Source organism: Streptomyces gossypii (assembly GCF_025165795.1).
Classification (GTDB): domain Bacteria; phylum Actinomycetota; class Actinomycetes; order Streptomycetales; family Streptomycetaceae; genus Streptomyces; species Streptomyces gossypii.
This window is the reverse complement of sequence record NZ_JAJAGO010000023.1, coordinates 19,884-45,063: the sequence shown is the minus strand read 5'-3', so window position 1 is coordinate 45,063 and position 25,180 is coordinate 19,884. Positions and strand designations below refer to the sequence as shown.

At 69.9% G+C, this 25,180-nt stretch carries 24 protein-coding genes; 15 read left to right on the top strand and 9 right to left on the bottom strand.

What is annotated here, in order from left to right; all coding sequences use genetic code 11:
- Window positions 1-483 precede the first annotated feature (483 nt).
- The 3 genes from LHJ74_RS32820 (at window position 484) to LHJ74_RS32810 (ending at window position 3,725) form a co-directional block, all read left to right on the top strand.
- A complete protein-coding gene (locus tag LHJ74_RS32820; RefSeq protein ID WP_260221984.1) occupies window positions 484-2,088 on the top strand; it encodes a UDP-N-acetylmuramoyl-L-alanyl-D-glutamate--2,6-diaminopimelate ligase in 1,605 nt (534 codons plus the stop codon).
- 132 nt (window positions 2,089-2,220) lie between these two features.
- The gene (locus tag LHJ74_RS32815) at window positions 2,221-3,063 is read left to right on the top strand and encodes a class I SAM-dependent methyltransferase (protein WP_260221973.1); all 843 of its coding nucleotides are present in this window, start codon (window positions 2,221-2,223) and stop codon (window positions 3,061-3,063) included.
- Window positions 3,060-3,725, top strand: coding sequence for a mycothiol-dependent nitroreductase Rv2466c family protein (locus tag LHJ74_RS32810; protein WP_260221972.1), 666 nt, complete (start codon window positions 3,060-3,062; stop codon window positions 3,723-3,725). The genes LHJ74_RS32815 and LHJ74_RS32810 overlap by 4 nt, the downstream gene beginning before the upstream one ends.
- A 79-nt stretch (window positions 3,726-3,804) precedes the next feature.
- On the opposite strand, the gene LHJ74_RS32805 is transcribed toward LHJ74_RS32810, so the two are convergent.
- A complete protein-coding gene (locus LHJ74_RS32805) occupies window positions 3,805-4,581 on the bottom strand; it encodes an IclR family transcriptional regulator (RefSeq protein WP_260221971.1) in 777 nt (258 codons plus the stop codon).
- 134 nt (window positions 4,582-4,715) lie between these two features.
- Here LHJ74_RS32805 and LHJ74_RS32800 point away from each other — a divergent pair, with 134 nt between their 5' ends.
- The 6 genes from LHJ74_RS32800 (at window position 4,716) to LHJ74_RS32775 (ending at window position 11,293) form a co-directional block, all read left to right on the top strand.
- A complete protein-coding gene (locus LHJ74_RS32800) occupies window positions 4,716-5,651 on the top strand; it encodes a 5-dehydro-4-deoxyglucarate dehydratase (protein WP_260221970.1) in 936 nt (311 codons plus the stop codon).
- Window positions 5,652-5,717: 66 nt separating this feature from the next.
- Window positions 5,718-7,295: an ABC transporter substrate-binding protein gene (locus tag LHJ74_RS32795; protein ID WP_260221969.1), complete on the top strand. Its 1,578-nt coding sequence runs from the start codon at window positions 5,718-5,720 to the stop codon at window positions 7,293-7,295.
- 7 nt (window positions 7,296-7,302) lie between these two features.
- Window positions 7,303-8,229: an ABC transporter permease gene (locus LHJ74_RS32790; protein WP_260221968.1), complete on the top strand. Its 927-nt coding sequence runs from the start codon at window positions 7,303-7,305 to the stop codon at window positions 8,227-8,229.
- Window positions 8,226-9,173 (top strand): ABC transporter permease, encoded by a 948-nt coding sequence (locus LHJ74_RS32785; RefSeq protein ID WP_260221967.1) that lies wholly within the window; start codon window positions 8,226-8,228, stop codon window positions 9,171-9,173. Before LHJ74_RS32790 ends, LHJ74_RS32785 begins: the two co-directional genes overlap by 4 nt.
- Window positions 9,174-9,252: 79 nt before the next feature.
- Complete coding sequence (locus LHJ74_RS32780) at window positions 9,253-10,269, top strand: ABC transporter ATP-binding protein (RefSeq protein ID WP_260221965.1); 1,017 nt, start codon at window positions 9,253-9,255, stop codon at window positions 10,267-10,269.
- Window positions 10,262-11,293 carry an ABC transporter ATP-binding protein gene (locus LHJ74_RS32775; protein ID WP_260221964.1) on the top strand — a complete coding sequence of 344 codons (1,032 nt, stop codon included), beginning with the start codon at window positions 10,262-10,264 and terminating at the stop codon, window positions 11,291-11,293. The genes LHJ74_RS32780 and LHJ74_RS32775 overlap by 8 nt, the downstream gene beginning before the upstream one ends.
- Window positions 11,294-11,378: 85 nt before the next feature.
- Here LHJ74_RS32775 and LHJ74_RS32770 read toward each other — a convergent pair whose 3' ends face one another.
- From LHJ74_RS32770 to mca, 7 genes are all read right to left on the bottom strand, one after another.
- A complete protein-coding gene (locus tag LHJ74_RS32770; RefSeq protein ID WP_260221962.1) occupies window positions 11,379-12,776 on the bottom strand; it encodes a COG1361 family protein in 1,398 nt (465 codons plus the stop codon).
- 335 nt (window positions 12,777-13,111) lie between these two features.
- A complete protein-coding gene (locus tag LHJ74_RS32765) occupies window positions 13,112-13,792 on the bottom strand; it encodes a CatB-related O-acetyltransferase (RefSeq protein WP_375546889.1) in 681 nt (226 codons plus the stop codon).
- A gap of 87 nt (window positions 13,793-13,879) precedes the next feature.
- Window positions 13,880-15,064: a glycosyltransferase family 4 protein gene (locus tag LHJ74_RS32760; protein ID WP_260221961.1), complete on the bottom strand. Its 1,185-nt coding sequence runs from the start codon at window positions 15,062-15,064 to the stop codon at window positions 13,880-13,882.
- Complete coding sequence (locus LHJ74_RS32755) at window positions 15,061-16,473, bottom strand: sulfotransferase family protein (protein WP_260221960.1); 1,413 nt, start codon at window positions 16,471-16,473, stop codon at window positions 15,061-15,063. Before LHJ74_RS32755 ends, LHJ74_RS32760 begins: the two co-directional genes overlap by 4 nt.
- Window positions 16,474-16,583: 110 nt before the next feature.
- Complete coding sequence (msrA, locus tag LHJ74_RS32750) at window positions 16,584-17,249, bottom strand: peptide-methionine (S)-S-oxide reductase MsrA (protein WP_260221959.1); 666 nt, start codon at window positions 17,247-17,249, stop codon at window positions 16,584-16,586.
- A gap of 228 nt (window positions 17,250-17,477) precedes the next feature.
- Window positions 17,478-17,750, bottom strand: a complete 273-nt coding sequence (locus LHJ74_RS32745) for a hypothetical protein (protein ID WP_260221958.1) — start codon at window positions 17,748-17,750, stop codon at window positions 17,478-17,480.
- Between the two features lie 3 nt (window positions 17,751-17,753).
- Complete coding sequence (gene mca, locus LHJ74_RS32740; protein WP_260221957.1) at window positions 17,754-18,626, bottom strand: mycothiol conjugate amidase Mca; 873 nt, start codon at window positions 18,624-18,626, stop codon at window positions 17,754-17,756.
- A 127-nt stretch (window positions 18,627-18,753) separates the two neighbouring features.
- Between mca and LHJ74_RS32735 the strand changes: the two genes are divergently transcribed.
- On the top strand, window positions 18,754-19,152 hold the full coding sequence (locus LHJ74_RS32735) for a DUF4307 domain-containing protein (RefSeq protein ID WP_260221956.1): 399 nt from the start codon (window positions 18,754-18,756) through the stop codon (window positions 19,150-19,152).
- A gap of 219 nt (window positions 19,153-19,371) precedes the next feature.
- Complete coding sequence (gene greA, locus LHJ74_RS32730) at window positions 19,372-19,869, top strand: transcription elongation factor GreA (protein WP_260221955.1); 498 nt, start codon at window positions 19,372-19,374, stop codon at window positions 19,867-19,869.
- A 197-nt stretch (window positions 19,870-20,066) separates the two neighbouring features.
- Here the strand turns inward: greA and LHJ74_RS32725 are convergent, their stop codons facing one another.
- Window positions 20,067-20,999: a LysR family transcriptional regulator gene (locus tag LHJ74_RS32725; RefSeq protein WP_260221954.1), complete on the bottom strand. Its 933-nt coding sequence runs from the start codon at window positions 20,997-20,999 to the stop codon at window positions 20,067-20,069.
- 250 nt (window positions 21,000-21,249) lie between these two features.
- Here LHJ74_RS32725 and LHJ74_RS32720 point away from each other — a divergent pair, with 250 nt between their 5' ends.
- The 4 genes from LHJ74_RS32720 to LHJ74_RS32705 are packed head-to-tail and all read left to right on the top strand — an operon-like array spanning window position 21,250 to window position 25,155.
- Window positions 21,250-22,194 (top strand): ABC transporter substrate-binding protein, encoded by a 945-nt coding sequence (locus tag LHJ74_RS32720; protein ID WP_260221953.1) that lies wholly within the window; start codon window positions 21,250-21,252, stop codon window positions 22,192-22,194.
- The gene (locus LHJ74_RS32715; protein ID WP_260221951.1) at window positions 22,191-23,171 is read left to right on the top strand and encodes an amino acid ABC transporter permease; all 981 of its coding nucleotides are present in this window, start codon (window positions 22,191-22,193) and stop codon (window positions 23,169-23,171) included. Before LHJ74_RS32720 ends, LHJ74_RS32715 begins: the two co-directional genes overlap by 4 nt.
- Window positions 23,168-23,938 carry an amino acid ABC transporter ATP-binding protein gene (locus tag LHJ74_RS32710; protein WP_260221950.1) on the top strand — a complete coding sequence of 257 codons (771 nt, stop codon included), beginning with the start codon at window positions 23,168-23,170 and terminating at the stop codon, window positions 23,936-23,938. Before LHJ74_RS32715 ends, LHJ74_RS32710 begins: the two co-directional genes overlap by 4 nt.
- A gap of 50 nt (window positions 23,939-23,988) precedes the next feature.
- Entirely contained in the window at window positions 23,989-25,155 is a 1,167-nt protein-coding gene (locus LHJ74_RS32705; protein ID WP_260221949.1) for an NAD(P)/FAD-dependent oxidoreductase, read from the top strand.
- The last annotated feature ends 25 nt before the right edge of the window (window positions 25,156-25,180 follow it).

Genomic DNA, 25,180 nt, shown 5'->3' with positions numbered 1-25,180 from the left:
GGGCGGCCCCTGCCATGCGGATGTTCGGGCGAAGGTGCGAATTGGGGAGGTTTTGCAGGGGATCGAGGGAAGGGCCAACGGAATGTATGCTCCAAGGAGCGTGGTGAGGGTGTACCTTCCGCGCTCGACGGCCTGAGACAAGCGACTGAACGCTGTTCCGGGCGTCTGCGTGGCCCGGTCCAATGCCGGTCCGGACGCAGACCGGACCGCGCCGCGTCACTCTGAGGTAGCACCCCGCGCCTGGCTGGCCGTGGGGGCTCGCACAGCGATCTGTTCGTGGGCCCCGCCTGTCGTGCGGCGCGGTCCCACCTGCCGGACACCGTCCGGCACACAGCGACATTCCCGACGTTCGGGTACCCGTGAGCGCGGTACCGGACAGACCAGGCCATGGCCACCACCGCGGTGTCCGGCACCTGTGCACCGCACTGCCGTACGACGGCGGCCGGTCCATGCTGCCCCGGAGCCGCCTTCGAGGGGACTGTTGTGCGACTGAGTGAACTGCTGGACGGGCATGAGCACCAGGTGCTCCAGGGCGATCCGGACAAGACCGAGATCACGGCGGGGACGAGCTTCGACGCCCTCCAGGTGACACCCGGAGCGCTGTACATCGCGGTGCCGGGGCATGGCGGGGGCGGCCCCGAGGGTGTGGCGGAGGCGCTGCGGCGCGGTGCGGTGGCGGTGCTGTGCGAGCGTGCGGACGCGGACGGGGAGGAGGCGGACGCCGCGGTGTGCGTGGTGCAGGTGGGCGACACCCGTACGGCCGCCCCCGTCGTGACCTCGCGCTACTACGGTGAGCCGGGCCGGGCGATGGACATGGTCGCCGTCACCGGGACGAACGGCAAGACGTCCGTGTCGTTCCTCGTCGAGTCGCTGCTCGCGCTCACCGAGGGTGCGCGGGTGGGTGTCATCGGCACCTCGGGGAGCCGGATCGGCAGCGAGCTGATCCCGATGCCCTTCACCGGCCTGTCCACCCCGGAGCCGCCCGACCTCCAGTACGTGCTGGGGCTGATGCGTGACGGCGGTGCGGACAGCGTGGTGCTGGAGGCCACCTCGGTCGGGCTGCTGACGCACCGGGTGGACCGGACCTTCCTGGACGTCGGCGTGTTCACCAACCTCACCCAGGACCACCTGGACGACCACGGCACGATGGAGAACTACAAGAACGCCAAGCTGCTGCTCTTCCAGGGACTCTGCCGCCGCGCCGTGACCAACGCCGACGACCCGGTGGGCCGGGAGGTCCAGGCCCTCATGCCGGGCGCGGTCGCCACCTACGCGCTCGACAGGGAGGCCGACTACACGGCGACGGACCTCGTCTTCGACGCCGCTGGAAGCCGCTTCACCCTGTGCCACGGCGGGCGCAGGTATCCGGTGGCGATCCCCTCCCCGGGCCGGTACTCGGTCTCGAACGCCCTCGCCGCCGTCGCCGCCTGCCATGTCCTGGGCCATGACCTGGCGACGCTGGTCGGCGCGCTCGACCGGGTGGCGACCGTCCCCGGCCGGTTCGAGACCTACGAGACGCCCGACGGCACCTCCGTCGTCGTCGACTACGCGCACTCGCCGGACTCGCTGGAGAAGGTCCTCACCGCCATCCGCGGCTTCGCCTCCGGCCGGGTCATCACGGTCTTCGGCTGCGGCGGCGACCGCGACGACACCAAGCGCGCCACGATGGGCAGGATCGCCGGTGAACTCTCCGACCTGTGCGTGCTCACCTCCGACAACCCGCGCCACGAGGATCCGGAGGCGATCCTGGACCAGATCGTGCCCGGTCTCACGGCGACGGGCACACCGTACGAGCGGCTGGCGGACCGGCGTACGGCGATCCGCCGCGCGTTGGGTGCCGCACGCCCGGGGGACTTGGTGCTGATCGCGGGGAAGGGCAGCGAACCGCACCAGGTGATCGGCGAGGAGCTGATCCCCTTCAGCGATATGGACGTCGTACGTGAACTCGCCGCCGTACGCCGCGCCGGCGGCGTGGCCGGGGCCGCAGCCGGTATAGGGGCCGGGGTCGGCGTCACGCCGGCAGCCGTGGCCGCGCTCGCGGCTCAGGCCCGCGCAGGGGAGCGGGAGGACAGCCGCAGCAGCCTGTGAGACGGGCCGGGCGGGGGGCCTGCCTGGGAGGCGGCGCCCGGCCTCCACGGCAGGCCCGGCACGTGTACCCCCCTGCGGTCACACCGTCCGAGGGGGACACAATGACGTCTCCCCTGGAACGGAGCAGACGCCATGACGCAGATCGACTGGCCCACCGTCTTCGACAGCAGCTACACCAAGCAGGCCCGGCGCGAGACCCGCAGGCAGGTGTGGCGGGAGGTTTTCGGCGAGGACCACGCCGGGCAGGCCGACCCGTACAGCTACGTCTCCGAGACCGAACTCGCCCGTTTCGCGGCGGAGCTGAGGGTCGGCCCGGGTGAGCTGCTGCTGGATCTCGGCTGCGGGCGTGGCGGTCCCGGGCTGGTCCTCGCGGTCCGTACGGGCGCGCGGCTGCTGGGGCTGGACATCTCCGAGGTGGCGCTGGAGGAGGCCCGCCGGGCTGCCGCGCGCATCCCGGCGGGGGATGGCCCGGCGGGGGATGGCCCGGAGGGCGAGGCGGACGGTGGCGGCGCCGCGGACAGCGGCCGGGCGGTCTTCCGGCGCGGGGAGTTCGCCGACACCGGGCTGCCCGACGGCGCGGCCGGCGCCGTGATGAGCGTGGACGCCTTCACCTTCGCCCTCGACAAGCAGCAGGCGTGCGAAGAGATCTTCCGTACCCTGGCGCCGGGCGGCCGGTTCGTCTTCACCAGCTGGGACTACCACCGCACCCCCGAGGACCGCCCGCCGCAGGTCCCCGACCACCGGCCCCTGCTGGAGCAGGCGGGCTTCGTCGTGCACGCCTACGAGGAGACGCGGGACTGGCGGGAGCGCATCGAGGCGATCAGCCGGGGCCTGATCGCGCGGCGCGACGAACTGGCCGAGGAGGAGGGACCGGAGGCCGCCGACGCGGTGGTCGCCTCGCTCCGGCAGCAGCTGGAGCACCAGATCCCGCTGATGTCCCGCCGTTTCCTGGCAATCGCGGAGCGGCCGAGTTGAGCTCGACGGAGACGACCAGTGCGGACTTCTGGTTCGACCCGGTCTGTCCCTACACCTGGATCACCTCGCGGTGGCTGGTGGAGGTGACCCGGGTGCGTCCGGTGTCGGTGCGCTGGCGGGTGATGAGTCTTCAGGTGCTCAATGAGGGGCTGGAGGTGAACCCGGAGGACCCGGAGGGGGAGTGGACGGAGTATCTGTGGGGCCCGGTGCGGGTGTGCACGGCGGTTGCGGAGCAGTACGGCGTGGACATGCTGGGCCGGTTCTTCACCGAGCTGGGCGTGAGGATGCACGAGCGCGGCCAGTGGACCGCCGTGCAGGATGCGTTGGATGTGCTGGGGATGCCGCCCGCGTTGGCGGAGTTTTGGGGTGACGAGGCGTACGACGACGCGATGCGGGCTTCGCATGCGGAAGCCGTCGCGCTGGTCGGGCCCGGCCTGGGCACTCCTGTGATCGCCTTCGACGGCCCGGCAGGCCGGTTGGCGGGCGGCCGGGCGGCCTTCTTCGGGCCGGTCGTCTCTCCGGCCCCGGTGGGGGAGGCGGCCGGGCGGCTCTGGGACGGGCTGCTGACGCTGGCCGCAGTGCCGGGCTTCCGCGAACTGCGAAGCGGTCGTCTTGCCCCGCTGGGCATGGAGCCCGACTCCACGGGGCCACCGACGCGCTGACGCGACGCGTATGCGGCTCTGCACCGTCCCTCCCGGCCGCGCGGCGGCCGGGAGGGACGGTGCGGGCCGCCGCTCGCCGTCAGCCGACGATGCGGTCGCGGGCGTGCCGTAGCGCGTCGAGGATCATCTGCTCCCGGGCCGGGTCGAGGCGGACGAGGGGGATCGAGCAGCTCAGCGCCTCGCTCACCGTGCCCGCGCTGCCGAAGCGCAGCGGGAGGGCGAAGCAGCGCAGACCGAGGGTGGATTCCTGCTCGTCGACCGCGTTCCCCCGCTGGGCGACCTCGACCAGCTCCTCCTTGAGCCGCGCCCGGTCGGTGATTGTCCTTTCGGTGCGCGCCGCGAGGGTTTCCGGCAGCAGCGCGTCGACCTCCGGCCAAGGGCGTTGCGCGAGTATCGCCTTGCCGAGACCGGTGGCCCAGCAGGGCAGTCTGCGGCCTGGTTTGGAGACTACAGCCAGTGAGTGCCGGGAGGGGCACGTCGCGAGGTAGACGATCTCGTGGCCGTCGAGGCGGGCCAGGTGGATCGTCTCACCGAGCTTGTCGGACAAGTCGTTCATCACCGGCTGCGCGCGCCGCACCACGTCGTCGTGCTCGACGTAAGAGGCCCCCGCCCGCAGCGCTCTGATGCCCAGTCGGAAACCGGATCCGGTCTCGTCGGGCTCCACCCAGCCCGTCCGGACGAGCGTCATCAGCAGTGCGTACGCACTCGCCCGCGGGATGGCCATGTCACTGGTGACGTCCCGTAGTGAGCGGGCGGATTCCGCCGCGCTCAGATACTCCAGCAGCGCGATGGTCCGCTCTGCGGACTTCACACTGCGTACCCGCCCCGCCTCCTGGGGTGTGCCCGTCTCCGTCACCCGTTTTTCCTCCCCATCACGTGCCCCGTCTCTAAACGTCTCTTGAAACATCTCTTGACGCATCGGCTGGACGAGACTTTACTCCCGTCTACCACGTTAGACGTCGTCTTCATACATAGACAAGGGGCTTTCCGGTGCTCGCACAACCCAGGCCGACGGACTCTCTCAACGGACTGCTCGGCTTCCCCGTGACTCCCTTCGGCGAGGACGGAGAGCTGGACCTGCCACGCTTCCGGCGCCATCTGACCGAGATGCTGGAAGTCCAGCCGACGGCCGTGTTCGTCGCCTGCGGGACGGGCGAGTTCGCCTCGCTGACCCTTGCCGAGCACCGCGAGGTCGTCGGCGCCGCCGTCTCCCACGTGGCGGGCCAGGTCCGCGTCTTCGCCGGAATCGGCGGTGGCACGAGGGTCGCGGTCGAGTTCGCCCGCTCCGCCGAGAGCGCCGGAGCCGACGGCGCGCTCGTACTGCCGCCCTATCTCCAAGTCGGCCCGCCCGCCGGCCTGGTCGCGCACTACCGGCAGATAGCGGCGGCCACCGAGCTGCCGCTGGTCCCGTACCAGCGCTCGACCGCGATCTTCACCCCCGAGGCGGTGGCCGAACTCGCCGAACTCGAACAGATCGTGGCCTTCAAGGACGGGCACGGCGACATCGAGCTGCTCCAGCGCATCCAGACCGCGACCGGCGGCGACCTGCCGCTGCTCAACGGCATGCCGACGGCGGAGACCTTCGCACGCGCCTACGCGGCGGTCGGGGCCCGCGCCTACTCCTCGGCCACGCTCGCCTTCGCGCCGAGGATCGCCCGTGCCTTCTTCGACGCCGTCGAGAGCGGCGACGACGACACCCAGCGCACGCTGCTGCGGGAGTTCTATGTGCCGCTGACGCGACTGCGGAACACCACCGACGGCTACGCGGTCTCGCTGGTCAAGGCCGGACTCGACCTCCAGGGCCGGTCGGCGGGCTCCGTCCGCCCCCCGCTGGCGGACGTCACCCCGGAACACCGGGCGGAGCTGGGCCGGGTCCTCGACCGCGGCTACGCCGCCCTGGACGAAAGTTCCCCCGCGCAGCCCTGAACAGCCGCTCGCGGACCGCCCGTCCGCGGCGCAACCACCGTGTACGCACGTCAGCAAGGAGGAACGATGCAGTCCCCTCTCCGCCCACCGAAAGGCACCGGCCCGCCGGGCCGGAAGGCTCCGGTGTTCGCCACGGTGTTCGCCGTCGTGGGGGCGATACTGCTGGCGAGCGGGTGCACGGTCGCCAACTCCGGGGCCGCCGCGGGCGCTGACACGGTACGGATCGTGCTGCCCGAGGAGCCGCCCACGCTGGAGCCGTGCGACGCCTCGCTGACCGCCACCGGCCGGGTCACCCGCTCGAACATCACCGAGCCGCTGACCGAGCGCGTGCCCAAGACCGGCGAGCTGGAGCCCAAGCTCGCCACCGAATGGGATCAGAAGGCGCCGAAGACCTGGGAGTTCACTCTCCGCGAGGGCGTCACCTTCCACGACGGCACGGCGTTCGACGCCGAGGCCGCCGCGTACTCCATCGACCGGACGGTCAACTCCGGCATCGAGTGCAACGTCAACGGCTATGTGTTCGGCGGCACCAAGATCAGCGCGACGGCCGTGAACGACACCACGCTCAAGGTCACCACGGCCGAACCGGACCCCATCCTCCCGCTGCGGCTCTCCTTCGTGGAAGTCGTGCCGACCACCACCGACGCGAAGGGCAAGGTCCGCGAACCGGTCGGCACCGGCCCGTACCGCATCGACAAGTGGAACCAGGGCATCAACCTGCGGCTGGAGAGGTTCGACGGCTACTGGGGCAAGGCCCCGGAGTACAAGGCGGCGCTCTACTCCTGGCGCGCCGAGGGCAGCATCCGCGCGGCGATGGTCTCCAGCGGTGAGGCCGACGTCGCGGTGGGCCTCGCCCCGGCCGACGGCGCGGGCGACCACGCCGTGGAGTTCCCGAACAACGAGACGACCTATCTGCGGATGGACGCCACCCAGAAGCCGCTGGACGACCTCCGGGTGCGCGAGGCCGTCAACTACGCGATCGACAAGAAAGGGCTGGTCGCCTCCGTCTTCGCGGGGCTCGGCGAACCAGCCGGCCAGGTCGTCCCGACCGGGGTCACCGGCTACAACCCGGACGTCAAGGCCTGGCCCTATGACATGGAACGCGCGAAGTCGCTGGTCGAGGAGGCCAAGGCCGACGGCGTACCAGTGGACAAGACGATCACGCTCATCGGCCGCAACGGCATCTACCCCAAGGCCGCGGAAGCCCTGGAGGTTGTGCAGAACTCACTGCTGGAGGCGGGCCTCAAGGTGAAAATCAAGATGCTGGACGTGAACGCCTGGATGGAGTACCTGCTCCGGCCCTTCCCCGACGACATCGGCCCGACGATGCTCCAGGCACAGCACGGCAACCAGGCGGGTGACGCCGCCTTCACGATGGATCAGATCTACGGCACCAAGGGCGCCCAGAGCAGCTACGGCACCGCCGCCCTGGACAAGCTCATCCAGCGGGGCGAGCTGGCCTCCGGCCCGGAGCGGCAGACCGCCTTCGCCGAGGCCCTCGCCCACCAGAGCGACAAGGTCGTACGGGACGCCGTGCTGGCCCACATGACCGGCATCATCGCCCTGGCGCCGAACGTCGAGTACACGCCGAACTCGGCCTCCAACGACGAAATGCATCTCGCCGAGATGCACCCGGCGGGGTGAGGCGGTGATGCTGACCTTCCTGAGACGGCGCATCGTCTCCAGCGCCATACCCCTGCTCGTCGTGATCCTCGGCGTGTTCTTCCTCGCACGCCTCACCGGAGACCCGGCGAATCTCTACCTCCCGCTCAGCGCGACACCGGAGATGCGGGAGTCGTTCTCCGCCCAGCACGGCTTCGACCAGTCGCTGACCGCACAGTTCGGCGACTACCTGGCCGAACTCGCCCGCTTCGACTTCGGCGAATCGCTGCGCACCGCCCAGCCCGCCTCCGAGGCGGTGCTGCGGGCCTTCCCCGCCACGCTGCAACTTGCCGGGTTCACCATGCTGCTGGCCGTCATCGGCGCGGTGGTGGTGGGCAGCCTCGCCGCCTACCGGCCGAACTCCCCGGCAGACCGGATCGCCAGCTTCCTGTCCTCGACCGCCGCGAGCACCCCGGACTTCTGGTTCGCGATCATGGGCGTGCTGATCTTCGCGGTGCAGCTGGACTGGCTGCCGACCTCCGGGACCGCCGGTGCCGCAGCCTGGGTGCTTCCCGTCGCGACCCTGCTGATCAGGCCGTTCGGCGTGCTGGTGCAGGTGGTGCGCGGCGCGATGGTCTCCGCGCTCTCCGCTCCGTACATCAAAGTGGCGCGCAGCACCGGGGCGAGCGAGCAGCGGGTGATCTTCAAGCACGCGCTGCGCAACGCCGGGGCACCGGCACTCACCGTCGCGGGTGACCTCACGGTCGGCCTCATCAACGGCGCCGTCGTGGTGGAGACCATCTTCGGCTGGCCGGGCATCGGCAAGCTGATGATCGACTCCATCCTCCAGCGCGACTTCGCGGTGCTCCAGGCGGCCGTGCTGCTGACCGCACTGACGATCTTCGCGCTGAACATCCTCATCGACATCGGATACGCGCTGCTGGACGCGCGGGTCCGGCAGGGGGCGATGGCATGACCACCGAACAAACCAAGCCGGAAGCGGCCGGGAAGACCGGCCGGACCAGCATGCTCGCCCTCCTCCGCAAGGACCGGATGGCCTCCGCGGCGGCCCTGGTGCTGCTGCTGGTCGGCCTCTGCGCCCTGCTGGCGCCGCCCCTGCTCGGCGACCTCGCACGGGACCAGAACCTGCGGGCGGTGAACCTGCGGCCGTTCAGCATCGACGACGGCTGGGAGTTCGTCCTCGGCAGCGACTCGCTGGGCCGCAGCGTCCTCGCGCGGCTGGCGGTCGCGGCGGGCACGACGATGTCGGTGGCCGTACCGGCGGTGCTGCTGTCCCTGGTGATCGGTTCGGTGTGGGGCATGTGGGCGGGCTTCCACCGGGGCTGGCGCGAGAGCGTGTCGATGCGGATCGCCGACGTGATCCTCAGCTTCCCCTCGCTGCTGCTGGCCGTGGTGGTGCTCTACGTGTTCGACCCCAGTGTCGCCAACATCGTCGCGGTGCTGGCCGTCGCCCGGATTCCCATCTACCTGCGGACGGCGCGGGCCGAGTCGGCGGAGCTGCGCAGCAGGCTCTTCGTCGACGCGGCACGGACGTTCGGCACCCGCGACTGGGCGACGATCCGGCGCCATGTCGCACCGATCGTGCTGCCCACCCTGCTCACGGTGGCCGCGGTGGACTTCTGTTTCGTGATGCTGACCGAGTCCTCGCTCAGCTTCCTCGGAATCGGCATCCAGCCGCCGGACATGTCCTGGGGCCTGATGGTCGCCCAGGGCCGACAGGAACTGCAGACCGCCTGGTGGATAGCGGTCTTCCCCGGCCTGGCGATCATCCTCACCACCGTCTCCGCGACGCTGCTCGCCGCGTGGGCCAGGATCGCGGGCGACCCGGCCCAGCGCTGGCGGCTCACCGCGCCCAAGCGCGGGCGGCTCGGGCGCCGTGGCGGAAAGGAGCAGGCATGACCTCCCTCCCTCCGCGCACCCCGGGCAGACCGGCACGGCGAGAAGCCTTTCCTCCCCCGGCCTCAGCAAGGAGATTCTGATGAACGCCGTCCTGAACAAGCCCGGCGGCGGCACCGCCGCCACCGTGGCGATGGAGGTGAGGGGACTCTCCGTCGAGGTAAGGGCCGCGGACGGTCCCGTACCGGTGGTGCGGGAGGTCAGCTTCTCCGCCAGCTCCGGGCAGACGCTCGCCCTCCTCGGCGAGTCCGGCTGCGGCAAGAGCATGACGGCCCAGGCCGTCACCGGGCTGCTGGACCCCGTCGCCGAAGTCGTCGGAGGAGAGGTGCTGCTGGACGGACAGGACGTGCTGCGCCTCGGTTCACGAGAGCGCCGGCGGCTCGCCGGACCCGGCCTGGCCGTCGTCTTCCAGGACGCCATGACCGCACTCAACCCGGTGTACACGGTGGGGTCGCAGCTGGCCGAACCCTTCCGCATCCACCAGCGTCTCTCCCGCCGTGCCGCCCGCGAGAAGGCCGTCGAACTGATGGAGCGGGTGGGGATACCGGAGCCCCGCGCCCGGGCGAAGTCCTATCCGCACCAGTTCTCCGGCGGTCTGCGGCAGCGGCTGCTGATCGCCATGGCTGTCGCGCTCGAGCCGTCCGTACTGATCGCCGACGAGCCGACGACGGCGCTGGACGTCACCGTGCAGGCCCAGATCATGGAACTGCTCGCCGAGTTGCGCCGGGAGACCCGGATGGCTCTGGTGCTCATCACCCACGACCTCGCCGTCGTCGCCGAACAGGCCGACCAGGTCGCGGTGATGTACGCGGGCTCCATCGTCGAATCCGGCCCCATCGCCGAGGTGTTCGGCGCGCCACGGCACCCGTACACCCGCGGCCTGCTGGACTCGGTGCCCGCCGGCCACGCCCGGGGTACCCGGCTGCGGTCCATCGAGGGCACCCCGCCCCGGCCCGCCGCCATACCGTCGGGATGCGCCTTCCGCACCCGCTGTCCGATGGCGCGGGAACGCTGCGCCACCGACCCGCCGCCGCTCACCACCACCGGGCCGGGGCGAGCCTCGGCCTGCCACTACTGGAAGGAGCTGGCCGATGCCTGAGGACACGGCGGAGGAGCCGACGCCGCTGCTGGAGGCGCGCGATCTGAAGAAGACCTTCCGGGTACCGCGCAGCGCCTCCGGCAGCACCCGGCTGCACGCCCTGGGCGGAGTCGACATCACCGTACGGCGCGGCGAGACGCTCGGCCTGGTCGGCGAGTCCGGCTGCGGTAAATCCACCCTGGCCCGGGTGCTGCTGATGCTGGAACGCCCGGACTCGGGCACCGTGCGCTTCGACGGGGTGGACCCGTTCGCCCTGCGCGGCAAGGAGCTGCCCGCCTGGCGGCGCCGGGTGCAGATGGTCTTCCAGGACCCCTTCGCCTCGCTCAACCCCCGGCTCACCGCCGAGGAGCTGATCAGCGAGCCATGGCTCTCGCACCGCGACGTGGTGCCCCGGCGGGAACGCGCGAAGCGGGTGGCGGAGCTGCTGGAGATGGTCGGCCTGCGGGCGGGCGACGCGGGCCGCTACCCGCAGGAGTTCTCCGGCGGCCAGCGCCAGCGCATCGGCATCGCCAGGGCACTGGCGCTCAACCCGGACCTGATCGTGTGCGACGAACCGGTCTCCGCGCTGGACCTCTCGGTGCAGGCACAGGTACTCAACCTGCTCACCGAACTGCAGGCCGAGCTGGGCGTCGCCTACCTGTTCATCTCCCACGACCTGTCGGTCGTACGGCATGTGGCCGACCGGGTCGCGGTGATGTACCTCGGACGAGTCGTGGAGTCCGGAACGGCGGAGGAGGTCTTCACCGCACCGCGCCACCCGTACACCGCCTCGCTGCTCTCCGCCGCGCCCAGTCTGGAGGTCACCCGGGAGCAGGACCGGCGGCAGCGGATCGTGCTCTCCGGCGAGGTGCCGTCGCCGGTCGACCCGCCCGCCGGCTGCCGCTTCCATCCCCGCTGCTGGAAGGCCGAGGCGGTCTGCGGCGAGGTGGTGCCCGAGGTGGAGCCCGCGCCGGGCGGCGGGCACCACGCGGCGGCCTGCCACCTGCCGTTGGAGGTGGTGACCGCCGCGAAGGCCGACTCGTAGCGGCTGCGATGAGCGGCGGCGGGCGGCGCGTACGGCAGTGCGGGCCGGGCCGGGATGTTCCCCTCAACCCCGGCTCGGCCCCGCATCAGCGTGCGGCTGAGCCCGCGCCCTTCACCTTGACCTTCAACCGGGCGGTGTTGTTCGACGGGTTGTGGTCGAACGGCAGGCCCAGGTCGTAGACGGTGGTGGCCCGCACCTCACCCTTGGAGACACCGGTGGCGCCCGCCTTGATCTTCAGCCCGAAGGTCAGGTGCTCGACGTCCCCCTTCGCGAACGGGGAGTGCACATAGCAGATGTAAACGGGCTTGCCCGGAGCAGGCTGGCCGGGACCGTCCTCCGACCAGGGGCTGCAGTCCTCCGGGATGCCCACCGCCTTGGTGCCCTTCGGGATGTCGACCATGACACCGAGCTGGTTGTCGTCCTGGTTGACGTCGACGGTGGCGGGGCCCCTGCTGCGCAGTGACGCGGTGAGGTTCACCAGCTGACCCGGCTTGCCCGTTGCCCGGTCGCCGCCGGCCTTCAGATCGGCGGTGTTGTCCACGTCGATCACCTGCATCGCCTGGTCTTCACCCTGCGCGGGGGCCGCACCGTCGGGGACGAGGGTCAGCTCCGGCCCCGTGCCCTCGCTGCCGCCGGCCCGAGCCGCACTGCCGTTGGCCGGTGTGGCCCGGTAGTCGAACAGCTCGTTGAGCGCCCGGTTTGTGACATCGAGGCCGACCGGTTCCGACAGCCGGTACTGCTTACCCGGCTCCACCTTCGTGTCGAAGCGGCAGACGGCTTCGTTGACGAGGTGGTAGCTCACGTCGTCGTCGCCCGTGCCGTAGACGCAGTTGGAGTAGCGCTGCGCGTACTCCAGCCCGGCGGTCGAGCGCAGCCGCAGACTCACCCCGTCGGCCGCCAGACTGCCGATGTTGCCGACGGTGACCGGGTCGTGGAGGGTGGTTCCGGGCCGGACGCCCTTCTCGTCCTCCGGCTCGTTGACCACGAGGTCGGCCCTGCCTGCGGTGACCCGCACGGTGCGGTCCAGCACCGTCCCGTTCGAGGAGCTGCCCGATATGGCCAGTTCACCGGAGGTTCCCAGCTCGGCACCGGGCTTGACCTCCAGCGGGAGAATGCCTCCCGCGTTGTCCGGGTCGGAGACGTCACCGGGGCTGAAGGTGCACACGTCTCCCGGGCAGTCGCGTTCCGTCGTCGCGAAATCGGCGATGCCGGTGAGGTCCATCGTGATGACGACGTCCCGTGCGGTGGCCTCACCGGTCTTCTGCATTCCCCAGCTCAGATGCGTGGGGCCGGGTGACGAACTCGGTACGGGCAGGCCCAGGTCGTCATGGCTGACCGAAACGGTGATCACGGGCTGTTCTCCCGCGCCCGAGCCGTCCGGTTCGTCCGCCTCGGCAGAGGAGGCGAGCAGGCTGCCGCCGACGAGCGTGGTGAGCAGTGGAGCCAGGACCACGACGCGGCGGTGCCGTGTGCGACGAAACATCAGGTGAATTCCCTCCGAAGGAGATATGACACCTGTGGGACACCCGGTCCCGGCAAAGGGTTGTCCGGAGCGCTGCCCTCCCATTCGCCCCGGCCCTTTGCCCGTACGCCCCAAGGGCTTAGAGCCCCTAACACAATGGGCGGTCGATCAGCTTGCGGCGTCTGGTGCGTGCGCTCGCAAGGCGGAGGATCGTCCTCGTACTGGGCGTACATGGACGACTCCGACAACGCGGCGAGCGCGCGTGCCAGGCGTCGCAAGCCGACCGCCCATTCTGTCAGGGGCTCTTAGGGGACAGCCCTCACGACCTGGTGCGCGATGGCCAGTGGAGCAGGTCGTCAGGCCCCGCGTGGGGTGGGGGCCGCGGCCTCCAGGGCGTCGACGGTGCCGGACATGATCGTGCGGACATGCTCGGTGAGGTGCTCTAGGGGCCAGTCCCACCAGGCGAGGGCCAGGAGGCGGGTGACGTCCTCGGCGCTGTGGCGATGACGGATGAGGCGGGCCGGATTGCCGCCGACGATGCCGTAGTCGGGGACGTCGTCGATGACCACGGAGCGGGAGGCGATGATCGCCCCGTGTCCGATGCGGACACCGGGCATCACCACGGACTGGTACCCGAACCACACGTCGTTGCCGACCACGGTGTCACCCCGGTTGGGCAGGTCCGCGAACAGGTCGAAGTGCTCGGACCACGAGCCGCCCATGATCGGGAAGGGGAACGTCGAGGGGCCGTCGGCACGGTGGTTGGCGCCGTTCATGAGGAACCGCACGCCCTGGCCCAGCGCGCAGAACTTCCCGATGACCAGCCGCTCGGGACCGTAGTGATACAGCACGTTGCGGGTCTCGAACGCGGTCGGGTCGTCCGGATCGTCGTAGTAGGAGAACTCGCCCACCTCGATCAGCGGCGACGTGACCAGCGGCTTGAGCAGCACCACCCGGGGCTGTTCGGGCATCGGACGCAGCACGGTCGGATCGGCGGGGACACCGGGCAGAGGGGAAGCAGAGGGAAGAGGAGGCATCACGGTCGGCTTTCTCGCGTCGCTGGCTGACGGCCCATGATCGCAAACCGCCGTTTCCGACGGGCCGGGTGCCCCGCCCCTGCTCCTTCAGCCGGCGTCGCCCGTGAGCAGCTCCTCGAAGAGCGCCTCCCACTGCGGGTGGACCACCTCGGGCGCGTACGAGTGCGAGGTCGCCAGAGCCGCCGCCCCCATGTCGGCCCGCAGGCCCTCGTCGTCCATGAGCTGTGCCATCGCGTCGGCGAGGCCCTCCACCTGGCGCGGGGGGACGAGCAGCCCCTCCTTGCCGTCGGTGATGACCTCCGCCGGACCGGTGGGGCAGTCGAAGCTCACCACGGGTAGCCCGTGCGTCATCGCCTCGATCATGACCATCGGCAGCCCCTCGAAGCGCGAACTGAGCACGTACAGGGAGCCCCTGGCCAGTTCGTCGTCCAACTCGGAGGTGTGGCCCATCAGGAAGACGTGGTTGTAGAGATGGTGCTCCTCGATCAGCGCCCGCAGTTCGTCCTTGAGTTCGCCGGTGCCGAAGATGCGCAGTTGCCAGTCCGGGTGCCGCTCCACCACCTGGGCGAAGGCGAGGACCAGTTTGTCGAACGCCTTCTGCGGGAACAGCCTGCCCGCCGCCACGGCGACGCGGCTCCCGTAGTCCGCAGGCTGCTGCTCCATCGAGTGGACGGCGTTGGGTATGCGGACGATCCGGGTACCGGGCAGAAGCGCCTCGTAGTCCTCGCGGTCGGCGTGGGTGAGCACCGCCACCGCGTGGAAACGGCGGTAGTGGCTGCGGATGGCCCGCTGGACGTCCTTCGTGTACACCCCCAGGTTCATGTGGTCCTGCGCGACGAGGACCACACCCCGAGGTGCGTGGAGCGAGACGAGGATGTTGAGCCCCGGCCGGGTCGAGACGAGCACTCCGCCGCGCACCGTGCGCAGATAGCCGATGACCGTCTTCTCCACGTGCCGGTTGAACCGGTCGTTGAGGAACTCACCCGGCGGTATGTGGCGCGGCCCTTCCTCGACGTCCACGGCACGCCGCGAGGCGCGGTAGCGGGCCAGGGGGCCGCGCCCGGTCTCGGGGGCGGCCCCCTGGCGCAGGTCGATGAGGGTGGTGATCCGCACCCGGTCGTCGAGGCCGAACTGCGGTTCCTCCCGTCGCCTCTCCACACTGACGATCTCGACGTCATGGCCGGCCGCCGCCATGTGGTTGGCCTGGTTGAAGACCGTACGGATGGTGCCGCCGCGGCCGTAGGCGTGCAGCAGCAGATAGCGGATTCTCATGAGGCGGACCGCGTCCCGCCGCGCCCGGCGGTGCACTCGATCGAGAGGTTGTCCTTGACCGTGTAGTACGGCCGTACCTGGAGCGCGCCGTCCTCGCCGGAGGCGTCCTGGGAGGGGAAGACCATCGTGTTCTTCTTGCCCTTGACGCCGTCCAGATGCCGGCCGGCGCGCAGCCGCGCCTCACCGCCGTCGCCGTCCGCCGTGGCAGCCGCGAGGTGGATGTCCCACTGCGCGGGGACGGGGAGCCACTGGGGCACCAGGTCAATAACCGGGACCGACACGTCGAAGCTCGACCCGTCCAGCGCCACGTCATAGCTGAGCGGCTCGTCCTCCCTTCCGCGCGGGCTCAGCAGCAGCCGCCACCGCTTCGCGCCCGGCTCGGCGGGCACGCCGTGCAGGTCGCCGACCAGCCGAATCCGGCCGTCGCGCGGCCAGACCTGGGAGATCTCCGCATGGGCCTTCGGGCCGCCGCCGGCCGTGACCTCGGCCGTGCCCTCGTCACGTGTGTAGCCCCAGGCGGCGCTGATCGCACGCAGCGGCTCGGGGATCTCGTGGGCCCGTGGCAGCTCCCGGCCGGGCTGGACGCGACCGCTGCGGATCTTCTCCTTCCAGTCACCGAGGCCCTTCTGCAGGTCACCGCTGCTCTTGGCGCCGTAGTCCAGCATGTGCGGCTCGAAGTCGAGGCCGAGGAACTCGCAGATCTTCCGCAGTTCGGCTTCCGGGTCCTCGGTCAGCTCCTCGTACCGGACGGTGTGCCCGGTGAGGCCCTCGCGGGCCCGTTCCGTCGCCCGCATGTACCGGAGCGCGTCGAGCTCCGCCTCCTGCGGGGTGCGCTTCTCCGGGTCGCCCTCGTGCCAGGACTTGGCGATGGAGGCGGGGTGCCGCAGCAGGAAGAGGAAGCGGGCATCGGGCCAGGCGGCGGCGAGACGCTGGTACGCGAAGGCGTTGCTGGGCGTCTTCTCCACGAGGAACGACTTGCCGGACTTGACCAGCTCGCGGTGCATCACCCTGTCCCACAGCAGGTGTTCGAGGTCTCCGCGGTGGAGGTCGAGCTGCTCCATGGAGCGCTCGGCGAGCTTGGTGCCGCTGCGGACCTCCAGGCGGCGGAAGTGGAGCTCATGGGGGGAGTGCAGCTCCGAGTGCGCGTTGAGGAGCAGCCGCAGCAGCGTCGACCCGGAGCGGACCGGAGACATGATGAAGACCGGACGCCTCAGCAGCCGGTCGACCGAGAGATCGGTGGGTGGGCGGAAGTCGACCTGGGGCGGCTTCCCCTTGCCGGGGGCCGCTCCACTCTCGGCGGGCCGCTTCTTCGGGAGCGCCGGAGCCGGAACCCGTCCACTGCCGGCCCGGCGGACCTCGAACCCCGTCGCGGACCCGAGTTTTTTGTTCAACTTCCGTGCGATCCTCATGGACGGCAACCCTAAATTCCGTCCCCGCGAGTCACAACGGCCGTTCATGAGAGCTTGATTAACTTGCGCGCGAAGCCCCGCCCAGCGCCGTTATGTCCCTGTCTGTGACCTCAGCCGTCCGCCGGGGCGATGCCCGTGGGGCAGGAGACGCCCGTGCCGCCGATGCCGCAGTAGCCGCCGGGCTGCTTGTCGAGGTACTGCTGGTGGTAGGCCTCGGCCGGGTAGAAGGGTCGGTCCGTGGCCGGAAGCAGCTCGGTGGTGATGTCGCCGTGGCCCGCGGCGGAGAGCGCCTTCTGGTAGGCGACGCGGGAGGCCGCGGCGGCCTCGGCCTGGGCCGGGGTGTGGGTGTAGATCGCCGAGCGGTACTGCGTGCCGACGTCGTTTCCCTGGCGGAAGCCCTGGGTGGGGTTGTGGGACTCCCAGAACAGCTTCAGCAGCGCCTCGTACGACACCTTCGACGGGTCGAACACGACACGCACCGCCTCGGTGTGGCCCGTGTGGCCGGAGCAGACCTCCTCGTAGGTGGGGTGCTCGGTGTGGCCGCCCTGGTATCCGGCCAGCGTCGTCCAGACGCCTTCGGTCTCCCAGAACTTGCGCTCGGCTCCCCAGAAGCAGCCGAGGCCGAAGTCGGCGGTCTCCATGCCCTCCGGATAGGGGCCGAGCAGCGGGGTGCCCAGCACCGTGTGCTCGGCGGGCACCGGGTACGCGCGCTCGGGGCGGCCCTTGAGGGCCTCGTCGGGGGTGGGGAGGCGGGTCTCTTGGCGGCCGAACAGCATCGGGGCTCCTGGTTCAGGCGCAGGGTCAGGGGCAGGACACGCTCAGGGGCGGGCACGCTCAGGGCAGAGCGGTGTCAGGGGCGGGGTCGCATGCGGTCCTGGAGCGTTACACCCCAGAACGCGCCGCCCCACCCCCGAATTCCCCTCCCGGCCGAACGGACGAATCCGTCGACGGAAGGGGAGCCTCCCGCCCCGGAGGGCGGTCGAGGCATCGACCGACGAAGACCGTCAGCCGTCCCGCCCGGCCGGGGGCGGGCCCTCGACCGGGCCGGTGGGCGCCGGGATGCGGGCGCCCCTGGAGGCGCGCCCGGTAGGCGGGCCCCCCTCCTCCTCGAAGTCGATCTTCTTCATCTGCGTGTTCATGGACTTCAGCAGCATCCACACCGCGAGACCCATGACAGCGAAGACGAGGAACCCCAGGACCCCCGGCGTCACCTTGTTGTCATCCACTTCCTTCGCCGCGAGCGGAAGGAGGTGGATCATGTTCTGTGTCGGGCTCATGGGTTAATTCTCGCGGATGCCCGCGAAGAGGTCGTCCTCGGGGAGGGAAGTGTCCACGAGGGACTTCGCCAGCTCGTACTCCTCGGTCGGCCAGATCTCCCGCTGGACCTCGAGCGGGACCCGGAACCAGCCCCCGTCCGGGTCGATCTGGGTGGCGTGGGCGACCAGCGCCTTGTCCCGGATCTCGAAGAACTCACCGCAGGGTACGTACGTGGTGAGCGTGCGCTCGTGCTTCTGGAAGGATGCCCAGCGCTCCAGCCACTCGCCGTACGGGGAGTCCATGCCCCGCTCCAGCAGTCCCTCGTGCAGCGCGAGCGTGCGCGGCCGGTTGAAGCCCTGGTTGTAGTAGAGCTTCTGCGGCTGCCAGGCGGGCCCGGCGTCCGGGTAGCGCTCCGGGTCGCCTGCGGCCTCGAAGGCGACCACCGAGATCTTGTACGTCATGATGTGGTCGGGGTGCGGATAGCCGCCGTTCTCGTCGTAGGTCGTGATGACCTGCGGCTTGAACTCGCGGATCAGCTTCACCAGCGGCTCGGCGGCCGCCTCGACGTCCTGGAGCGCGAAGCAGCCCTCCGGCAGCGGGGGCAGCGGGTCGCCCTCCGGCAGGCCGGAGTCGACGAAGCCGAGCCACGCCTGCTTGACGCCCAGGATCTCGCGGGCCTCGTCCATCTCCTTCTTGCGGACTTCGTGGATGTGCTCCTCGATATAGGCGTCGCCCTGGAGTCTGGGGTTGAGGATGGAGCCTCGCTCGCCACCCGTGCAGGTCGCGACCAGCACATCCACCCCCTCGGACACGTACTTCGCCATGGTCGCGGCGCCCTTGCTCGACTCGTCGTCGGGGTGCGCGTGCACGGCCATCAGTCGCAGCTGTTCAGTCATGACTGTCAAAACCCGGTCCTCGTCATCTCGTCACTTCAGACGGCTTCTATAGTGACCGAAGCAGCATGCCGTCTATTCCCCTTCCCGCCCCTCTTCTCCTCCGTCCACAGCAAAAGGGCAGGTTTTCGTGCAGCAGGAGCCCCCAGCGGGCCGCTACGGCCGCTCCGCCGACGCGGTCGCGGACCGTCGGCTGAAGATCGTGGGTGCGGTTCTGGGCACCGGGCTCCTCGGGATCATCGGCTGGTTCGGCGTCTCCTACATCAGCGGGACGGACGTCAGCGGTGAGCTGATCAAGTTCAAGGTGGTCTCGGACGAGGCCGTCGAGGCGCATGTGGAGGTCCGGAAGGACCAGGACGCGGACGGTGTCTGCACCTTGCGCGCCATGGAGGAGAACGGCAGGGAGGTCGGCCGCAAGGCCGTCCGCATCGACGGCGCCGAGAGCCGGGTGGACACGGTGGTCACCGTACGGACCACGGCGCGCGCGGTCACCGCCGAACTGGTGAGCTGCGAGGGCGCGGAGAGCTGAGCACCGGCTCCCGCCCGGGAGAGGGCGCCCCCGCAGGTGGCGCGCCTGCGCCGCACCGAGTGACGCGAGTGACGGAAAGCGATCAGCGGGCAACTGCCTGTTGTTCCTTCTTCCCTTTTCCGCCGTAATTGTTAGGCTCGTAGTTTCCGCCCGCCCATCCTGGCGCAGCCTGATGGGTAGGGCGTTGCTTTATATCCCAGCACCGACGAGGAGCGACCTGTGACCCAGACCAGCGACAACGTCACCTGGCTTACTCAGGAGGCGTACGACCAGCTCAAGGCCGAGCTGGAGTACCTGTCGGGTCCTGCACGCACCGAGATCGCCAAGAAGATCGAGGCGGCTCGGGAGGAGGGCGACCTCCGGGAGAACGGCGGGTACCACGCGGCCAAGGAGGAGCAGGGCAAGCAGGAGCTGCGCGTCCGCCAGCTGACGCAGCTGCTCGAAACCGCCAAGGTGGGCGAAGCCCCGGCGGACGACGGCATCGTGGAGCCGGGGATGGTCGTCAAGATCGCCTTCGACGGCGACGAGGACGACACGCTGACCTTCCTCCTCGCATCCCGTGAGTACGCCAGCGCGGACATCGAGACATATTCGCCGCAGTCGCCACTGGGCAGCGCGCTGAACGGCAAGAAGGTCGGCGCCGACGCCCAGTACGAGCTGCCGAACGGCAAGATGGCATCGGTGAGGGTCCTGGAGACCAAGCCCTACCGGAGCTGAGCCCTCGCGCCTTGGGGCGCGGGCTCACGGCAGTCGACGGCAGTACTTCGGAGGGGCCGGGCGCGAGACGCGCCCGGCCCCTTTCGGGCGCCCACCCGCCCATCGGGTGTCCGCTGAGCAATCCCTCCGCACCGGGGCGTGATCTCCGCGATCTCCGCGCATGGGGTCAGGGGCGAGGGCCGCCGGGCAATGGTGTCTCAGATAGCCGTCGGCAGTTCGGACCGCGACTGTTGATCAATGGAATCCGCGGCGGTCCGCAGCATGGCAATCGCGTGATCCAGGAAGGGATTGGTGTCGGCTGCCCGGCGGACGGCGAAGACCCGTCGGACATGGGCCGGATTCGCGAGCCGGATGACGTGCACGTCATGCGACTCGATCATCGCCAGCTGGGGGAGGATCGCGACCCCCAGGCCCTTGCGGACGAGTTCGAACGGCAGGTTGTAGTCGTTCGTGCGGAACAGCACTTCGGGGCGGAACCCGCCTTCGGCACAGATGTGGATGAGCGAGCGGGCCGCGTCGGTGTCCTCTCGGTAGGAGATCCACCGCTCGTCGGACAGATCGCCGATCTGGATGTGCTTTCTCCGGGACAGCCGGTGTCCGGTGGGGATCAGGACGTACAGCGGCTCCTCCAGGATCAGCGCCATGTCCAGATCATCCGGCCAACTGTGCGGTACCACCCCGTACTCGAACACCACAGTCAAGTCGAGGCGGCCTTCGGTGACCGCCGGCACGGTGACGTGCGGATCCCCCTCTTCATACCGGACGTCCAACTGCGGACGGTCACGCAGGAACTCGGCCAGCACCGCCGGCACCAGCCGGAAGCCCGCGGACCAGAAGCTGCCCAGATGCAGTCGGCCGCGTTCCGCGGCGGCGAATGCGCGCATCTCGTCCTCCGCGGCCTCCAGCTCCGCCAGCAACCGCGCTGCCCGACGGGCCAGTTGGACACCGGCCGCGGTGGGCCGCACGCTGCGCGGGGCTCGCTCGAAGAGTTGCACGCCGAGCGCACGCTCCACGGAGGAGATCTGCTGCGAGACGGCGGACGGGGTGTAACCCAGCCGTTTGGCGGCGGTTCTGAGCGAGCCGGTCGCCACGACGTCGCGTATCGCTCGCAACTGGGTCGGAGTGAGCATCAACAGAACTTAACACCCCGTGCTTCATGGCCACCAGAGGGCGTTCTGGTCCGCCTCGGCCGGAGCCTTGCGGACGACGACACTACGCGCTGTACCGCAGGAAACACATGGTGCGGCGCGATCCTCCTGTTCAGCTCATCTGAACAGAATGTGTGGCAACGCTCACTCTTTCTCATCTTGTGCAGACCTCACCGCTGCCGCAGATTGAGCGACCAGGACACGACGGACCGACCCGGAACGGATCCCTACCATGGACATACGCAACCCGGTGCCACGCGCCCGCAGAGCGACACGCAGCGCGGTCACCGGACTCGCCCTGGCAGCGCTCTTTCCCCTCGTGGCGGCCTGCGGCAGCGGTGCGGAGACCACCGAGGACACCGCCGAGGCGGCCGCCCCGGCGCAGCAGAAGGACCAGAAACTGCATGACCTGCTGCCGGAGAAGATCAAAAAGTCCGGCAGTCTGAAGGTGGCCGCGGGAAGCGACTATCCGCCCCTGGTGTTCCTCGGCTCCGACAACAAGAAGCTGGTCGGCATGGAGCCCGAGCTGATGAAGGCCATCGGCCAGGTGCTGGGCGTCAAGGTGAAGTTCTCCAAGGCCAGCTTCGACAGCATCATCGGAGGCGTGCAGTCGCGCCGTTACGACCTGGCCATCCAGGCGATGCTGGACAAGCCCGAGCGCCAGGAGCACGTCACCTTCGTCGACTACTTCAGGACGAGCAGCTCGATCCTCGTCGATCAGAAGTATGCCAAGAAGGTGGACTCGTTGGGCGACCTGTGCGGCAGGTCGGTGGCCGTCGAGAAGGGCACCGCTCAGGTGGACGACGTCGAGCAGCAGGACAAGAAGTGCGCTGATGCGGGCAAACCCGCTGTGAAGGTGCTGGTGTTCCCCAATTCGGTGGGGTGCTTCCAGGCCCTGTCCACCGGCCGGGCCGACGCCTTCGTCGGCGGCACGCCCACCGTCGCCTACCAGAGCGAGAAGTCGAATGGGCAGATGAAGCAGGTCGGCAAGCCCTACCGCTTCCTTCCGTACGGGATCCTGGTCAGCAAGGAGGACAAGGACAAGCCCCTGGTCAAGGCCGTACAGCAGGCCGTGCAGCAGCTGATCGACAACGGAGCGTACGGGAAGATCCTCAAGAAGTGGAAGATCGAGTCCGGCGCGCTCGACCGGGCCGCGGTGAACGGCGGCAAGGGATGACCGGGGAGTCCTCACTGGCCACCCGCGGACCGGGAGTCCACAAGCCGGGGAGGACGGGCCCGGCCCCCGAGCAGATCCAGGCCGTGCCGCTGCGCCGCCCCGGCCGCTGGTGCGCCTCCGCGGTCCTCGTCTTCCTGCTGGTCTTCCTGATCCAGGGCTGGGCGGCCAACCCGCGTATGCAGTGGGAGACGGTCGGGGAGTATCTCTTCGCCCCGGCGGTCCTGGAAGGGTTGCGCACCACACTGCTGCTCACAGCGCTCGCCATGAGCGTCGGCATTGTGGGCGGGATCGTACTGGCCATCATGCGGATGTCGCCCAACCCGCTGCTGTCTCGCCTCGGCGCGCTGTACATCTGGGTGTTCCGCGGGACCCCGCTCCTGGTCCAACTGCTGTTCTGGTACTTCCTCTCGGCCGTGATCCCGACGATCGGGCTGGGGATACCCTGGGGGCCCACGTTCGTCGAGTTCGAGACCAACGCGCTGATCACCCAGCTGACCGCCGCGGTTCTCGGCCTCGGACTGCACGAGGCCGCGTACATGGCCGAGATCGTCCGAGCCGGCATCACCTCCGTGGACGAGGGACAGCCCGAAGCGGCACAGGCACTGGGGATGACCCGGCGTCAGACACTGCGGCGGATCGTGCTCCCGCAGGCCCTGCGCATGATCATCCCGCCGACGGGCAACCAGGTGATCTCGATGCTCAAGACCACCTCGCTGGTCTTCGCAATCGCCGTTCCCGAGCTGCTCACCTCCATCCAGGGCATCTACTCCCGCAATTTCCAGCAGGTCCCCCTGCTCACCGTCGCCTGCGTCTGGTACCTCGTGGCGACCTCGGTGCTGAACGTGGGCCAGTACTACCTCGAGCGCAGGTTCGAGCGCGGTACCAGCCGCAACCTGCCGCCCACCATGCTGCAGCGGCTACGGAAAGCCATCCCCGCGAAAGCTGAGAAAGCCGTAGAGCAGGAGCGACCGTCATGAAGACAGCCGAGTCGGTCGTCAGGGCCGAGGGCGTGCACAAGAGCTACGGACACGTCGAGGTGCTCAAAGGCATCGACCTCACGGTCGCGCCGGGCGAAGTGATGTGCCTGGTCGGCCCCTCGGGCTCGGGCAAGTCGACCTTTCTGCGGTGCATCAACCACTTGGAGACCATCAACGCGGGCCGGCTGTACGTAGGGGACCAGCTGATCGGCTACGCGGAACGCGGCGGCAGGATCCACGAGATGAGGGACAAGGAGATCGCCCGGCAGCGCCGCGGCATCGGCATGGTCTTCCAGCGTTTCAACCTCTTTCCGCACATGACGGCCTTGCAGAACGTCATGGAGGCCCCGGTTCAGGTCAAGAAGCGGCCCAAGGGGGAAGTCCGCGAACAGGCCCGGCAGTTGCTCGACCGGGTGGGGCTGGCGGACAAGGCGGACAGCTACCCCTCCCAGCTGTCCGGGGGACAGCAGCAGCGAGTCGCGATCGCGCGCGCCCTGGCCATGCAGCCCGAGCTCATGCTCTTCGACGAACCCACCTCGGCCCTCGACCCGGAACTCGTAGGCGAGGTGCTCGACGTCATGCGCGGGCTCGCCGAGGCCGGTATGACGATGATCGTCGTCACCCACGAGATGGGCTTCGCCCGAGAGGTCGGCGACTCGTTCGTCTTCATGGACGGCGGAGTCGTCGTCGAGTCGGGGGACCCCCGCGCCGTACTGGCCGCACCTCGGCACGAGCGCACCCAGGCGTTCCTCAGCAAAGTCCTGTGACCCGCGCCCGACCGCGCCGTCGCCCTGCGTACCCCTAGGAGCCAGTCAACATGTCCCGTGTAATTGTTCTCGGTGCCGGCGTGCTGGGCGCCTCCGTCGCCTACCATCTGGCCGTCGCGGGGGCCGGGGTCACCGTGATCGAGGCCGGCGGCCCGGCTGCCGGTACGTCCAGCGCGACCTTCTCCATCGACGTCACCCATCTGAAGACCCCGCACTCCTATTACGAGTTGAACCGGCGCAGCGCCAACGAGCACATCGCGCTCGGCGAGGAGCTGGGAGGGCCCACCTGGCGGCACCCGATGCCCTTGGTCCAGTGGGGCCACACCGAGCTGGAGCAGCGGGCGATCCGGGAGCGGGCGGTCCGGCTCCAGTCCTGGGGGCACCCCTGCCGCTTCGCCGATCCCACCGACCTGGCCGAGCTTGCACCGACCGCGGACCCGGGTGCCTGTGCCGCCGAGGAGTTGGTCGTACACGACCGCTCGGCGTGGTACGACGCGCCGCAGTTCGTCCGTCGCCTTCTCGATCACGCCGCCCTCTTGGGCGCCGACATCCGCTACGGCCTCAAGGCGACCGGCCTGATCCGCAGCGGCGACCGTGTCGTCGGCGTCGAGACGGGCGCCCGCCGCTGGGAGGCCGACTGGGTGGTGAACTGTGCCGGGGCCGACGCCGACCGGATCGCCCGGCTCGCGGGCACGTCCCTGCCGCTGACCGAGATCCCCGGACTGGTCGGGGAGAGCACCCCGGTACCCGAACCCGGTCTGCACGCGATCCTCGCCACCCCCGGGGTGGACCTGCGCCCCGCGCCCGGCTCCCGCATCTGCTCGATTTCCTGGCCGGTCGACGCCATGCTGCCGTCCGGCGCCGAACCCGGCGGGGACCTCGGTCTTGAGGGCGAGCTGCACCGCCGGGGACAGGAGATCCTGCCGGCGCTCCGTACGGCGCGGCTGGCGGGGGCCCGCCTCGGTGTCCGCCCAGTACCGGTCGACGGGCTCCCTCTCGTGGGTACGAGCCCCGAGACCGCCGGTCTGTACACCGTCGTGACACACAGCGGGGTGAACCTCGCCCCCGTCCTCGGCCGGCTCGCCGCCGAAGAGATCACCAGCGGTCGGCAGAACCCGGCGCTGGCTCCCTACCGCCCGACCCGTGATGTGGCAGCGGGTGTCCAGGACGAAAGCCTGCAGGTGATGAGCGACCAGCCGTCCCTCGCCGGCGGTTGAACGCCCCCGGAGGTGGCTGCGTCGG